The sequence below is a fragment of the Nocardioides pacificus genome (assembly GCF_054775955.1).
On the sequence record NZ_BAAHCI010000014.1, the window covers coordinates 374783 to 389190 of the forward strand.

The following is a 14408-nucleotide window of genomic DNA, read 5'->3' on the forward strand; positions in this document are numbered from 1 at the left end:
CGTGCCGGCTCTCCCCCGCTCCGTCGCCGCGCTCGTGCGGCCCGTGATGCCGCAGCAGATCGCACGGCGACGGGTCTACCTCCCCTGGGTGCCGATCCCCCAGGGGAGGATGGTCGAGCTGCCCGGGCGGGGCTCGACGTACGTCACGGACACGCCGGGGCCGAGCGAGAAGGCGCCGACGATCGTGCTGCTGCACGCGGTCGGCTGTACCGGGCTGCTGACCTGGTTCCCCGCGATCAAGGCGCTCTCCGAGCGCTATCGGGTGATCACGCTCGACCAGCGCTGGCACGGGCGGGGCATCCACTCCCCGACGTTCTCGCTCTATGACTGCGCGGACGACGTGGCGGCGCTGCTCGACGTGCTCGAGATCGAGGAGGCGGTGATCGGGGGCTACTCGATGGGCTCGATCATCGCCCAGCGGGTCTGGCGCCAGCACCCCGACCGGACGGCCGGCCTCGTGCTCTGCGCGAGCACCGCCCACTTCCGCACCCACGCCCACGAGCGCGCGTTTCACGCCGGCGTCGAGCTCGCGATGGTGGGCGCCCGCGGCATCTCGACCTCGCGTACGGCGGTGCGCGCGTCGCGCTCGGCGGCCCAGGCGCTGGGCGACGTGCCCGACGACCTCTACGAGTGGGCGCTGGCGGAGTTCCGCCAGACCAGCCCGTGGGCCGTCGCCACCGCCGTCGCGGCACTGGGGCGCCACCACTCCCGCCCCTGGCTCGCCCGCATCGACGCGCCCACTGCCGTCGTCGCCACGCGCCGCGACCGGGTGATCCCCTTCGACCGGCAGCTCGCGCTGGCGCGGCTGATCCCCGGTGCGACGGTCCACGACATCGACGCCGGGCACGCGGCCTGCACGATCGAGTCCGAGCTGTTCGTCCCGGCGCTGCTGGAGGCGACCGCGACCGTGGTGGCGCGGGGGCGCGACTTCAGCCGTCGACGGACGTCTGGGCGGCCACGGCCTTCCTGAGCCGCTCCAGCTCGTCGGGGAACAGCCGCACCAGCTCATCCACGTGGGGCATCGACTCGCGGCACGCGATGATGCCGATGTGGAGGGCGCCGTTGTGCGAGATCACGGTGATGTTGAGCCCGGCCCCGTGGAAGACCGGACCGAGCGGGTAGAGCCCCAGGATCCGGGCGCCCATGTAGTAGAGCGGGACCGGCGGCCCCGGGACGTTGGAGATCACCAGGTTGTGGATCACCGGGTGCTTCTCGGGCAGCTTCCACCCGGCGTAGGCGCGCATCGCGAGCCCGAACGTGCGGGGTGCGGCGAACTCCGCCCAGTCCTGCAGCGCGTCGGCGCTGATCGCGTCGTGGTGCTCCTTGGCGTGCCGGTTGTTCTCTGCCATCTCCTGAAGCCGCTCGAGCGGGTCCTCGACGTCGGTGCCGAGGTTGGCGAAGAGCGCGGACACCTTGTTGGCTCCCGAGGAGCGCTTCGAGCTGTCGCGCACCGAGACCGGCACCGTGGCCAGCAGCGACGACGACGGGAGCTCGCCGCGCGCGTCGAGGTAGGAGCGCAGCGCCCCGCCGGCGATGGCCAGCACCACGTCGTTGACGGTGGTGCCGGTGGCCGTCTTGATCGCGCGGACCGCGTCGAGGTCCATGTCGGCGAAGGCGATCGAGCGGTGGCTGGTGATCGTGCCGTTGAACGACGTGCGGGGCGCCGAGAACGGCGCCGCCATCGCCGTACCCTCCAGGGCCTTGCCGATCGTGCGCCCGATCAGCTGCACCGAGGGGGCGAGCAGCTTGACGACCGTGAACGGCTTCACCGCGGTGCTCACCAGCGCCCGGCCAAACAGCTCCACCTGGTCGGGGTCGCGACCGGCACGCGGCTTGTCGTCGGAGGTCATCACCGGAGGGGCGTCGGGCTCGAGGCTGCACAGGTGGGAGATCAGGTTGGCGCCCGAGACCCCGTCGACGGTGGCGTGGTGCATCTTCATGAAGACCACGACCTTGTCGGTGTCGAAGCCTTCGATCACCCACAGCTCCCACAGCGGCCGGGACCGGTCCAGCGGCAGGCCGGCCAGGTGACCGGTCAGCTCGGTGAGCTCGTCGTAGCCCCCCGGCTGCGGCACCGCGACGCGGTGCACGTGGCGGTCGATGTCGAAGTTGCGGTCCTGCACCCAGATCGGGTGGTCCAGCCCCATCGGCACCCGGCGCAGCTTGCGAGTGAACTCCGGGACGTCGATCACCCGCCGCTCCAGCTCGTCGCGGAACTCACGGAAGTCGTAGCCGCCCGGGATCGTCGCGGGGTCGAGCAGGATGAGCCCGCACACGTGCATCAGCTGCGCGGGGGTCTCCAGGTAGAGGAAGCTCGCGTCGAGACCGGACAGACGTTCCATGGTGCTCCCCCAGGGATCTCCAGCGCAGAATTAGAACAGGTTCTCATTATCTCCGGGCGGGGCGCGTTGCGCCAGAGCGTCCGGTCAGCGGACCCGGGGTCGCCGGTGGGCCCGGGCCGGGGCCTAACATCGAGGCGTGGGTTTCCTTCGCCGCCAGATCGTGACCGCCGCTCTCACCGCCAACGCGCTGCGTCCGGTGCCGGGCTTCCGCCCCGGCATCCCGGCCTTCTTCGCCGGCTGGCTCACCTCCGAGCTGGCCCCGCAGCTGCTCGCGATCACCGCCGGCGACGCCGCGGCGCACGTCGTACGCGGTCGGGGTGCGCGTGATCGTGCCGGCCTCCTGCTCGCGGCGGGCAGCGCGGCCGGGCTGGCCTGGATGATCCGGCAGGGCCAGCAGGTCAAGGACGACGTCGAGACGGCGCTGGAGGAGGGCATCGGCGTGGACTACGTCGAGCAGCTCGACACGCCGCCCACCCCTGCCGAGCTGGCCACGCCGTGGCGCAAGCTGGCGAACCCGTTCCGGATGAAGGACGTGCGGGTGCGCGTGCAGCGCAACATCGCCTTCACCGAGGGCGGTCGCCGCGGGCACCTCGACATCTACAGCGCCGCCGACGGCGACATCAGCAACGCCCCCGTGCTCCTGCAGGTGCACGGCGGCGGCTGGGCGATCGGCCGCAAGGACCAGCAGGGCGTCCCGCTGATGCAGCACATGGCCGCGAAGGGCTGGGTCTGCGTGGCGATCAACTACCGCCTCGCCCCCAAGCACCCGTTCCCCGCGCAGATCATCGACGTGAAGCGCGCGATCGCGTGGGTGCGGGAGAACATCGAGCAGTACGGCGGCAACCCCGACTACCTCGCCATCACCGGCGGATCCGCGGGCGGCCACCTCACCGCCCTCGCCGCGCTCACGCCGAACGACCCGGCCTACCAGCCGGGGTTCGAGGAGGCCGACACCTCCGTCCAGGCGGCGCTCCCCCACTACGGCGTCTACGACCTGGCGGGGTCCACGGGCCTGCGCAGCGCCGTGCTGATGCGCGACACGTTCCTCGCGCCGTACATCGTGCGCAAGAAGTGGTCCGAGGCCCCGGAGATCTTCGAGGCGGGCTCCCCCATCCTGCGGATCACCCCGGACGCGCCGGACTTCTTCGTCATCCACGGCTCGCAGGACACGCTGGTCAACGTCGAGCAGGCGCGCCTCTTCGTGCACGAGCTGCGCACCAAGACCCGCGCCAGCGTCGTCTACGCCGAGCTGCCCGGCGCCCAGCACGCGTTCGACATCTTCCCGTCGATCCGCAGCGCCCACGTGGTGCGCGCCATCGAGCGCTACCTGAACTGGCACTGGAACAGCTACCGCAGCCAGCGCAAGGACGCCGAGCCCACCTCAGCCTGACCCCCACCCGCCCAGTCGGCGCGGTTTCACCGCCCAGTCGGCGCAGTTTCACCGCCCAGCCGGCGCAGTTTCACCGCCGAGCCGGCGCAGTTTCACCGCCGAGCCGGCAGCGCGTGGCTCACTCCATGACGCGCAGGGCCGACGGGATGTCGGTGCGCCGCAGCCGGCCGAGGGTGAGCAAGGGTGCCAGGGCGACCGTGAGGACACCCAGCGCGAGTGCCTCGACGACGGTGGCTCCCGCGACCGTGGCCGTGACGCCGATCTCGGGCATCACCTCGGCGATGGTCGTCGCTGCCATCCAGCGCAACACGAGATAGCCCCCGCCGATGCCGACCAGCGTCCCCGCCGCGCCGACCACGACGGTCTCGAGCGCGGTGAGACCGAGCACCGTCCGCACCGGCAGCCCGAAGGCAAGCATCGTCGCGTGCTCCCGCGCTCGCTCGTCCACGGCGATCGACGTGGTGTTGAACGCGATCAGCAGGGCCAGCAGCAGCGTGATCAGCGCTGCCACGTTGAGGATGCCGACGAACTCGTCCAGGGTCGCGCGCATGCCTTCGGTCGCGGCGTACGGCGTCTGGGCCGAGGCGACGTGCGGCACCTCGAGCAGTGATCGCCGTACGCCCTCGGAGGGGACGCCGTCGGCCGGCTGGACGCTGAGCGTGTTGGTGAGCCCGGCCAGCCCGAACGCGTCGGCGTAGACCGGGTCGAGGTAGGCGAACATCCGCATCGGATCCGGGTGGAGACCGACGACCGGGAGCTCGCTGCTGATGGTCTGCAGGCCGTCCGGGGTGGCCTGGGGGTGCTCGACGAGCACCGTGTCCCCCACCCCGACCCCGAGGTCCGTCGCAGCCTTCTCGGCCAGCACCAGGCCACCGTCTCGAGACCCGGCGACGAGGGTCGGCGTCCAGGTGGCGTCATCGGGAAGCATCTCGATGATCAGCTCGACGCCCTCTCCTCCCCGTCCGGTGGCCTCACCGGCCAGCAGGAGGCCTCTCTCGACGGCCCCGGTCTCGGGCAGACCCTCGACGGCCTGTACGACCTCACCGTCGCGCGGCTGGAAGGTGTCGAGGGAGACACTGACCCGGTCGGGGGCGGCGTGGAGCATCTCCTCCTCGGCACGATTCAGGGTGGCTCCGAAGGTGTCGAGCAGCCCGACCGTCGTCACCAGGGTCGTGATCGCCGTCGCGATGCCCAGGGCGGTGAGTGCGCTGCGTCTGGGGGTGCGCAGGACGTTGCGCAGCGGCACCTGCCAGTAGCCCCGCCCCGGCACCCGCAGCCGACTCAGCAGCGGCGCCAGCCCACCGCCCCGAGCCGCGAGATGACCGACGCGGATCGCGTCGACGGGCTGCACCCGCAGCGCCCGCCACACCGGCCAGGCGATGGCCACGAACGGCAGCACGAAGCCGAGCGCGGCCGCCTGCGCGAACACATCGACTTGCAGGGGGGTCCGCCAGACAGGCAGCGGGACCATCTCGACGAACACCCCTCGCAGCGGGATCGAGATCGCCCAGCCGGCGACCAGCCCCAGGCCGACGCCGAGCAGAGCGATCTGGGCGCCGAAGAGCAGCGGACGTACGGCGAGCAGCGCCGGCCGGACTCCCAACGCCATGCCGATGCCGATCTCGCGCCGCTGGGCCTCGACGATCCGCGTCGTCAGGTTCATGGCAGCGAAGGCCGCACCCACCAGCACGAGCAGCGCGATCACCCGCCACAGCCGCTCGTCGCCGTCGATGTCGTCGTACAGCACGCGGTAGGCGCTGATCTCGTCACGAGTGGTGACGTCGGCGGCGAGCGGCGGCCGGGCGGCGGCAAGCGCCGCGTCGAGCTCCTTGAGGACGGTCTCTCGATCGGCGCCGGGCCTCAGCGTGAGGACCACGTCGTTGACCCGACCGGAGTTGGCGGTGGCCTGCTGTGCGGTGTGCAGCGAGGAGAACAGCACTCCGTAGGACTTCTGGGTGAGGAACGGCAACCCGCCCTGGCCCCCGCTCAGGATCAGGTACTCCGGCGCCTGGCCCCGGCCCACCATCTCGACCCGCGCGCCACCGGAGAGGGTGAGCTCGGCACCGAGGGGAAGGTCGTTGGCCTTGGCGAACGCGAAGTCGGCGACGACGGTGAGCTGTCCCTCGTCGCCCTCTTCGCCCTCGTCCCCGTCGGCGAAGCCGCGCCCGGTGTTGATGTTCACCCCGTCGACTCCGGGGCCGGGCCGGGCGTCGGTGCCGATCAGCTCACCCGGGACCAGCAGTCCGTCGGGGCCCGCCACCTGGGTGGGCACGACCAGCCGCTCCCGGGCCCCCACCACGTGGTCGCTGTGTGGCAGCCCGGCCACGATCTCGAGCAGCCGCCCCTCCTCGGTCATGCTGCCGCTCGGCAGCGCGGCGCGCAGGTCGTGGACGTCCAAGAGGGCGAAGCTCGCGTCGTTGGACTGGGTGCGCCACGCGGAGCTGCCCAGCAGGGCGGCATAGGTGCCGGTGCCCAGCGCGATCACGGCCGCGATCGCGATGACGGCCGTCCAGCGCCGGCGCAGGTCGCGCCACGACCAGCGCAGCCAGAGCGTCGTACCCGTCGCCATCGTCGACTACCAGTGCAGATCCGCGGTGCCGGTCCGACCGCCGGGTGGCGGGCCGTCCGCGACGATGTGACCGCTCGAGAGCTCGATCACGCGATCGGCCACCCGGGAGATCTCCCGGTTGTGCGTCACGACGATGACGGTCTTGCCGAGCTCGGCCTGCGCTCGCAGCAGCTCCAGGATCTGGACGCCGGTGCGGAAGTCCAGCTCGCCGGTCGGCTCATCGGCCAGCAGGATCGGGTTCCCGGTCGCCAGCGCGCGGGCGATCGCCACTCGTTGCTGCTCGCCCCCGGACAGCTGGTGGGCGAAGTGCCGGGCCCGTGCCCCGAGCCCCACCTGCTCCAGCACCTCGGCGGACACGGCCTCGGCGTCCGCCCGCCCCGCCACGTCGGCGCCGAACTGGACGTTCTCCAGCGCGGTGAGACCGGGGAAGAGGTTGAAGCTCTGGAAGATGAAGCTGACCGTACGACGGCGGATCCTGGTGCGCTCGGCCCGGGAGGCGGTGGTGAGCTCGACGCCGGCCAGGCGCAGGGTGCCCTGGCTGGGAGTGTCCAGTGCGCCGATCAGGTTCAGCAGCGTGGTCTTGCCCGACCCGGACGCGCCCAGCACCACGACGAACGTGCTGTCGTCGACGTGGAGGCTCACCTGGTCCAGGGCCTTCACGACCGTGTCCCCCACGGTGAAGAAGCGACAGACGTCGTCGAGGTCGATCCGGGTGCCCTCCGAGCCGGCCCGTGCGTCGACGACCGGCCGCGGGTCAGCGACTCCGCTCATCTCTCCACGGTGCCGGACGGGCACGAGTGGGGGCAGAGCACAAAGACCCACCCCCGCCGAGTCGGCGCACTTTCACCGCCGAGTCGGCGCACTTTCACCGCCGAGTCGGCGCAATTACACGGGCGCCGGCTCGGTCTGCGGCTCCGGCGGCAGCCCGCCGGGGTCCTCGCCGGGCATCGTCCCGGGCATCGGGTCGGGCGTCGGGATGCCACCGGGGTCTCCGCTGGGAACGACCTCAGGGTCGGGGCTGGGCTCGATCGGTGTCGTAGTCATGGGTCTTCGGTACCCGGTTACGTTGGACGCATGACCGACCAGCGTTTCGTGTCCCCCGAGTGGCTCCGCGATCACCTCACCGACGACGACCTGCGCATCGTCGACGCGACGGTGCATCTCACCTTCGACGCCGACGGCGCCCATGTGGAGTCCGGCCGCGCCACCTATGAGGAGGCGCACGTGCCGGGCGCGACGTTCGCCGACCTCATCGTCGACTTGGCCGACCCGGACGGCGAGGCACCCTTCGCCGCCGCTCCCTCCGGCCGGTTCGCCGCCGCCGTCGGCGAGCTGGGCATCTCCAACGACAGCACGGTGGTCGTCTACGACCACGCCAACGGCATCTGGGCCACGCGGCTGTGGTGGCAGTTCGCGCTCGAGGGGTACGACGAGGTCTACGTGCTCGATGGCGGCCTGGACGCGTGGGTGTCGGCGGGTTTCGAGACCGCCGCCGGCCCGGCGTCGTACCCGCCTGCCACGTTCACCGCGCATCGGCGCCCCGAGCTGCTCCGCTCGACAGCCGAGGTCGAGGCCGCGATCGACGACCCCGGCGTGCTGCTGGTCAACGCGCTCGACGCCGACTCCTTCGCCCAGGGCCACATCCCGGGCAGCGTCAACGTGCCGTTCGGCGACCTCGTCGACGAGGAGGGAGCTCTGCGCTCGCGCGAGGAGCTGCGCGCCCTGTTCGAGGGCGTGGGTGCGCTGGATCCCGACCGCACCCCGGTCACCTACTGCGGTGGCGGCATCGCCGCGACCGCCGCAGCCTTCGCCCTCGCCGAAGCCGGCCGCAGCGACGTCGCGGTGTACGACGGATCCATGAACGCCTGGACCGCCGACCCCGCCCGCCCGCTGAAGCAGAGCCCCCAGCCCTGACCTCTTCAGTCCCGACCCCACCAGCCGAGTCGGCGTGAATTCACGCCGACTCGGGGGTGAAATTGCGCCGACTCGGCTGTGAAATTGCGCCGACTCGGGGGTGAAACTGCGCCGACTGGGCTGTGAAGATGCGCCTACTCGGCTGGGGTCAGGATCTGGGGAGGCCCAGGATCCGCTCGGCGGCCACGTTGCGCAGGACCTGGGTGGTGCCGCCGGCGATCGACAGGCAGCGGGTGTTGAGCATCTCCCAGACCGCCTCGCGCACGTCGTCGCCGTCGGTGACGACGCGGTCCTCGAGCAGGCGTACGACGAGTTCGGCGCCGTCCTGCCGGTTGCGGACGCCCAGCAGCTTGGCCACGCTCGACTCGGCGCCGGGCCCCTTGCCCGCCAGCGAGCGCAGCGTCGTCCGCACCCCGAGCAGCGTGCACACCGTCGACAGTGCGACGGCGCGCCCTACCCGGACGAGCTGGGCATCGGTGAGACCCCCGTCAGCGGCCAGCGCCACCGCCCGCTCGGTGCTCCGGTCCAGCCGACTCGTGGCCATCGCGACCCGCTCGTTGGCGAGCGTGGTGCGGGCCAGCCGCCAGCCGCCGTCGACCTCGCCGACCAGGCAGTCGTCGGGCACGAACACGTCGTCGAGGAAGACCTCGTTGAACAGCGCCTCGCCGGTGATCTCGCGCAGCGGTCGCACGTCGATGCCCTCGCTGCGCATGTCGACGAGGAAGTAGCTGATCCCGCGGTGCTGCGGGGCGTCCGGATTCGTGCGAGCGAGGCAGATCGCCCAGTCGGCACGGTCCGCGACCGAGGTCCACACCTTCTGCCCGGTCAGCCGCCAGCCGCCGTCCACCCGCTCCGCACGCGTGCGCAGAGACGCCAGGTCGGAACCGGCGCCGGGCTCGGAGAACAGCTGGCACCACACCAGCTCGCCCAGCAGCGACGGTCGCGCGAAGCGCTCCTGCTGCTCCGGCGTGCCGTGCTCCAGGATCGTGGGCACCGCCCAGCCGGCGATGACCAGGTCGGGGCGCACTACCCCGGCGCGGGCGAGCTCCTGGTCGATCACGAGCTGCTGCACCGCGTCCGCGGCGAGTCCGTACGGCGCGGGCCAGTGCGGCGTGAGGAGGCCTGTCTCGACGAGCGCCGCGCGCTGCTCCTCCTCGGGCAGTCCCGCGATCCGCTCGGCGCTCGCCCGGGCCTCGCCGCGCACCGCCTCGTCGCGCCCCTCCAGGTCGACGACGACCCGGCGCCGTACGCCGGAGGCCGCGCGCCCGGCGAGCCGCAGCGCCGCAGCGTCGGTGTCCCCCAGCAGTCCACGCAGCATGAGCGCCCGCCGCAGGTAGAGGTGCGCGTCGTGCTCGAACGTGAACCCGATCCCCCCGAGCACCTGGATGCACGCCTTGGCGACCTCGACCGCGCCGTCGAGCGCCGTCACGTGGGCCACGTCGGCCGCGAACGCCCACTGCTCCCCAGCTCCGTCAGCCCCGCCAGCAACCTCCTGGGCCGCATTGGCGACGTCGAACGCCGCCGCGGTGAGGGCCTCCGCGGTCTCGAGCATCTCGGCGCACAGGTGCTTGATCGCCTGGAACGACCCGATCTTGCGGCCGAACTGCTCACGCACCCCGGCGTACTCGACCGCGGTCTCCAGGCACCACCGGGCCACCCCGGCGGCCTCGGCCGCCGCGAACGTGACCGCCGCCCGGCCCACCAACTCGGCCGACACGTCCGGCGCCGCCACGAGGTCGGCGAGAGCCACGTCGACCGTCACCGCGCCGGTACGACGCGACAGGTCGCGCACCGGGTGCGGCGCCACGGCCACAGCCCCACCCGGCACCACGAACCACGACTCCCCGCTCGAAGCACCCTCAGCACCACAACCGAGGAGGAGCAGGTCGGCCCCCGGTGCGTCCCAGACCACCGCGACCTCTCCCACCAGCCGGTCGCCCTCGACGCGCAGCGACGGCACGGGTCCGATGGCCAGGTGCGCCCCGTCGGCGACCTGCTGCGCGACCGACGACACGTCGGCCAGGAGCAGGCCGCCCACCGCGGAGCTGAGCACGGGCCCCGGCAGCAGCGCGTGGGCGCAGGCCTCGAGGGCGACCGCCACGTCGAGCGCGGAGCCACCTCCGCCGCCCACGGTCTCCGGCAGCCCGATGCCCGGGAGCCCCATCTCGAGGGCGGCCTTCCACTGCTCGGCGAACCCTGCGGCCGGGTCGGTCTCAGCCGCTCGGGCGGCCCTCACGCCGCCGGTGCTCGCCGCCCAGCCGCGCAGGCTCGCCGCCAGCTCCGCGTGCTCCTCGCTGATGCCGATCGACACGGTGCCTCCCCTGCTCGGCGCCCACGACTGACGCGGACGAACAACTAGAACGTGTTTCAATCCTAGGGCAGTTAGGGTGTGCGCCGTGAACACCCCCGACGCCATCTCCAACGCGGGCCCCGACGCCCTCCCCGCAGACCTGCTCCCCCACGCGCTCGGCGCCAAGGGCTTCATGCCCGAGGACGAGGGCCTGCTGCTGCACCGCCTCGCGCGCCGCCAGCTCCCGCTGGGCCCGGTGCTCGAGGTCGGCACCTACTGCGGCAAGTCCGCGATCTACCTCGGTGCCGCCGCGCGCGAGGTCGGCGGGACCGTGTTCACCGTCGACCACCACCGCGGCTCGGAGGAGAACCAGGCCGGCTGGGAGCACCACGACCCGACACTCGTCGACGACGAGATCGGCCGGATGGACACGCTGCCGACCTTCCGACGCACCATCCAGCAGGCCGGTCTGGAGGACCAGGTCGTCGCCGTGATCGGACGCTCCACGACGGTCTCCGCCCACTGGCGCACGCCGCTGTCGATGCTGTTCATCGACGGCGGGCACGCCGAGGAGCACGCCCACAACGACTACACCGGCTGGGCGCCCTGGGTGCAGCGGGACGGGCTGCTCGTCATCCACGATGTGTTCCCCGACCCCGCCGACGGCGGGCGCCCGCCGTACGACGTGTACCTGCGGGCGCTCGCCGGCGGGGCCTTCACCGAGGCCGAGGCGCTCGGCTCGGTGCGGGTGCTACGCCGTACCGGCGGGGACGCCGGGGACCGGGTCGCCTGAGGGGCAGCCGCACTCCAGCGCGATGTCGGCGAAGTCGGGGGCGAGGCTGTCGCCGCGCATGATCCCCGACCCAGGCGTCCCCCGGCCCTCGAGCTCGGCCAGCGCGTCCACCGCGAGGATCACGGCGGCCGCGGTGTAGGTCGTGAACTCCGGCGGCCAGTTCACCTCGTCGGGCCAGACGTAGCCGGTCCAGTAGCTGCCGTCCTCGGCGCGCAGGTGCTGCATGTCGATCAGCAGCCGACGGGCACGCTCGTGGTCGCCGATGGCGTCGAGCGCCATCACGAGCTCGCAGGTCTCCGCACCGGTCACCCACGGGTTGGTGTCCACGCAGCGGATGCCGAGGTCGGGCACCACGAAGTCGTCCCAGCGCGGCGCGAGCAGCGTGTAGGCGGCCTCGCCGCGCACGGCACCGCCGAGCACCGGGTAGTACCAGTCCATCGAGTAGGTGGACTTGTCGAGGAACAGGTCGCGGTGCTCGCGCAGCGCGTGCCGGAGCCGGCCGCCCGCCAGCTCCCAGGCCGGCTGCGGGTCACCGACGAGGTCGGCGAGCGCGACTCCCGCGCGCAGCGACTGGTAGATGCTCGACGATCCCGCGAGCAGCGCGTCGGCGTTGAGCTCGCCGAGGGCACCGGTCGCCTCGTCCCACTCGTGCGACCAGCCCAGCCCTCCGAAGGGCAGCTGCCGGTCGGTCACCCAGTCCAGCCCACGGCGTACGGCGGGCCACATCCGGTCGACGAAGGCCCGGTCCTGGCGCAGCAGCCAGTGGTGCCACACGCCCACCGCGAGGTAGGAGCACATGTTGGCCTCGCCGCGCGGGTCCTCGACCACGCCGGCGACATACTTCATCGCCCAGGAGCCGTCCTCGCGCTGGGCGTCGAGGCACCACTGGTAGGCACGCTCGGCGGCCTCCACCTCGCCGCCGACGAGCATCGCCATCGCGGCCTCGACGTGGTTCCACACGTCGGTGTGCTCGCCCTCGGCCCAGGGGATCGAGCCGTCGGGGTGCTGCAGGGCGGCGATGGAGGCGGCGGTCGCACGGACGTCGGCGGCGCTCAGGACCCCCTCGACGGAGGGGATGCCGCGCAGGTCGTCGTTCGTCATCGCCTGCTCAGGCCGTCTCGGGCTTGCGGAAGTAGAGCACCATGCTCTTGCCGATCAGCGGGTCGAGCACCTTGCCGGCCAGCTGCAGCGCCTTGGGCTGCTTCATGATCTCCCAGACGAGCAGCTTGTGGTACGTCTTCGCGGCCGGGTGGTCGTCGTTGCGGACGCCGACGGCGCACTTGATCCACCAGTACGGCGTGTGCAGGCCGTGGGCGTAGTCCTTGCCCTCGAACTCGAGGCCGGCCTTGACGACCTTGTCGGTGAGCTCCTTGTCGGTGTAGATCCGGATGTGACCGCCGGGGACGTTGTGGTAGTCCTCGGACAGCTTCCAGTTCACGACCTCGGGGAACCAGCGCGGCACCGAGACCGCGAGGGTGCCGCCGGGGCGCAGGACACGCACCAGCTCCTCGATCGCCTGGATGTCGGCGGGGATGTGCTCGAGCACCTCGGCCGCGACGATCCGGTCGAACTCGCCGTTCGCGAACGGGAGGGCGAGGGCGTCGCCCTCCTTGGTGTCCGCCTCGGCGCCCAGGGGCACCTCGCCGGCGTCCTTCATCGCGCCGAACAGCTCCCGGACCCCGGCGAGCTCGTCGGCGTCCTGGTCGAAGGCGATGACGTCCGCACCGCGGCGGTACATCTCGAAGGCGTGCCGACCGGCACCGCATCCCATGTCGAGGACCCGCTCACCGGGGCGCAGCCCCAGCCGGTCGAAATCAACGGTCAGCACTGATCTTCTCTCCTTGGTTGTTCCCGGCGGCGCCCGTGGCGCGGCTCGTGGCGATGACGTCCTCGTAGGCGGCGGCGGTCGCGGCGGCGACCGCGCGCCAGCTGAAGCGCTCGAGCACCCGGCGGCGGCCGGCGGCACCCATCCGCGCCCGGCGCTCGGGGTCGTCGAGCAGGGCGGCGATGGCCGCCTCGAGCTCGCCGACGTCCCCGGGGGTGACCAGGTCGGCGCAGACGCCGTCCTCGCCGACCACCTCGGGGATCGCGCCGGCGCGGGAGACGACGAGCGGGGTCTCGCAGGCCATCAGCTCGGCGGTGGGCAGCGAGAAGCCCTCGTAGAGCGACGGGACGCAGGCGATCTCGGCCGAGCCCATCACGTCGACCAGCTCGGCGTCGGAGATCCCGTGCACGAATCGCACGTGGTCGGCGATCGAGAGCCGCTCGATGAGCTTCTCGGTGCGTCCGCCGGCCACGGGCTTGGTGACCAGCAGCAACTCGACGTCGCGCTCGGTGCGCAGCTTGGCGAAGGCCTCCAGCAGGGTCGCGATGCCCTTCATCGGGGCGTCGGCGCTCGCCATCGCCACGATGCGCCCCGGCACCCGGGGCTGGGTCGGCGGGACGAACACGTCGTCGACGCCGAGCGGGATGACCTGCAGACGGTCGATGTCGACGCCGAAGTCCTTGGCGATGTCGCGGCGCGAGGACTCCGAGACCGTGAGGATCCTGCTCAGGCCGCGGGCGACCTTGCCCTGCATCCGCAGGAAGCCGTACCAGCGGCTGAGCGTGAACTTGCGCCACGGGTTGCGGGCGGTCGAGATGTCGATGCGCCGGTCGAAGGTGATCGGGTGGTGGATGGTCGTGATGAGCGGCAGGCCCATCTTCTCGATCTCGGCGATGCCGTGACCCAGGACCTGGTTGTCGTGGGCGATGTCGAAGTCGTCGAGCCGCTTCTCGAGCAGCCGCGCCACCCGGCGGCTGAAGGTGCGCGGCTCGGGGAAGCCGGCCAGGCACATGATCGCGAACTCCTGGACGTCGATCAGGTCGCGGAACTCGCGTGGCTTGGGGACCCGGAAGGGGTCGGGCTCGCGGTAGAGGTCCAGGCTGGGCACCTTGGTCAGCGCCACGCCCTCGTCGAGCTCGGGATAGGGCTGCCCCGAGAACACCTCCACGTCGTGGCCCAGGGTCACCAGCTCCCGACTCAGGTGCCGCACGTAGACGCCCTGGCCACCGCAATGGGGCTTGCTACGGTACGAAAGCAGCGCGATGCGCATGGCCACGACCTCTCT

Annotated in this window: 12 protein-coding genes; 4 read left to right on the plus strand and 8 right to left on the minus strand. The window is 72.1% G+C overall.

Translation table 11 applies throughout. From position 1 onward, the window contains the following. Position 1 precedes the first annotated feature (1 nt). Entirely contained in the window at positions 2-970 is a 969-nt protein-coding gene (locus tag ACYU7L_RS18210) for an alpha/beta fold hydrolase (protein ID WP_460799650.1), read from the plus strand. Here the strand turns inward: ACYU7L_RS18210 and ACYU7L_RS18215 are convergent. Next, on the minus strand, positions 930-2342 hold the full coding sequence (locus tag ACYU7L_RS18215) for a WS/DGAT/MGAT family O-acyltransferase (protein WP_460799653.1): 1413 nt from the start codon (positions 2340-2342) through the stop codon (positions 930-932). The two genes, ACYU7L_RS18210 and ACYU7L_RS18215, sit on opposite strands and share 41 nt — an antisense overlap. A 136-nt stretch (positions 2343-2478) precedes the next feature. Between ACYU7L_RS18215 and ACYU7L_RS18220 the strand changes: the two genes are divergently transcribed. Beyond that, positions 2479-3732 carry an alpha/beta hydrolase fold domain-containing protein gene (locus tag ACYU7L_RS18220; RefSeq protein ID WP_460799655.1) on the plus strand — a complete coding sequence of 418 codons (1254 nt, stop codon included), beginning with the start codon at positions 2479-2481 and terminating at the stop codon, positions 3730-3732. 118 nt (positions 3733-3850) lie between these two features. Here the strand turns inward: ACYU7L_RS18220 and ACYU7L_RS18225 are convergent, their stop codons facing one another. From ACYU7L_RS18225 to ACYU7L_RS18235, 3 genes are all read right to left on the minus strand, one after another. After that, positions 3851-6301: an ABC transporter permease gene (locus ACYU7L_RS18225; protein ID WP_460799657.1), complete on the minus strand. Its 2451-nt coding sequence runs from the start codon at positions 6299-6301 to the stop codon at positions 3851-3853. A gap of 6 nt (positions 6302-6307) precedes the next feature. Continuing rightward, on the minus strand, positions 6308-7072 hold the full coding sequence (locus tag ACYU7L_RS18230) for an ABC transporter ATP-binding protein (RefSeq protein ID WP_460799659.1): 765 nt from the start codon (positions 7070-7072) through the stop codon (positions 6308-6310). 114 nt (positions 7073-7186) lie between these two features. Next, entirely contained in the window at positions 7187-7345 is a 159-nt protein-coding gene (locus tag ACYU7L_RS18235; protein ID WP_460799661.1) for a hypothetical protein, read from the minus strand. A gap of 30 nt (positions 7346-7375) precedes the next feature. Between ACYU7L_RS18235 and ACYU7L_RS18240 the strand changes: the two genes are divergently transcribed. Continuing rightward, positions 7376-8215, plus strand: a complete 840-nt coding sequence (locus ACYU7L_RS18240; RefSeq protein WP_460799663.1) for a sulfurtransferase — start codon at positions 7376-7378, stop codon at positions 8213-8215. A gap of 148 nt (positions 8216-8363) precedes the next feature. Here ACYU7L_RS18240 and ACYU7L_RS18245 read toward each other — a convergent pair whose 3' ends face one another. After that, complete coding sequence (locus ACYU7L_RS18245; RefSeq protein ID WP_460799665.1) at positions 8364-10526, minus strand: acyl-CoA dehydrogenase family protein; 2163 nt, start codon at positions 10524-10526, stop codon at positions 8364-8366. 85 nt (positions 10527-10611) lie between these two features. On the opposite strand from ACYU7L_RS18245, the gene ACYU7L_RS18250 reads away from it, so the two are divergent. Continuing rightward, positions 10612-11298 (plus strand): class I SAM-dependent methyltransferase, encoded by a 687-nt coding sequence (locus ACYU7L_RS18250; protein ID WP_460799667.1) that lies wholly within the window; start codon positions 10612-10614, stop codon positions 11296-11298. On the opposite strand, the gene ACYU7L_RS18255 is transcribed toward ACYU7L_RS18250, so the two are convergent. The 3 genes from ACYU7L_RS18255 to ACYU7L_RS18265 are packed head-to-tail and all read right to left on the minus strand — an operon-like array spanning position 11257 to position 14393. Next, positions 11257-12399 carry a prenyltransferase gene (locus ACYU7L_RS18255; protein ID WP_460799669.1) on the minus strand — a complete coding sequence of 381 codons (1143 nt, stop codon included), beginning with the start codon at positions 12397-12399 and terminating at the stop codon, positions 11257-11259. The two genes, ACYU7L_RS18250 and ACYU7L_RS18255, sit on opposite strands and share 42 nt — an antisense overlap. A gap of 7 nt (positions 12400-12406) precedes the next feature. After that, positions 12407-13126: a class I SAM-dependent methyltransferase gene (locus ACYU7L_RS18260; RefSeq protein WP_460799671.1), complete on the minus strand. Its 720-nt coding sequence runs from the start codon at positions 13124-13126 to the stop codon at positions 12407-12409. After that, entirely contained in the window at positions 13113-14393 is a 1281-nt protein-coding gene (locus tag ACYU7L_RS18265) for a glycosyltransferase family 4 protein (protein WP_460799673.1), read from the minus strand. Before ACYU7L_RS18265 ends, ACYU7L_RS18260 begins: the two co-directional genes overlap by 14 nt. Between the last annotated feature and the right edge of the window lie 15 nt (positions 14394-14408).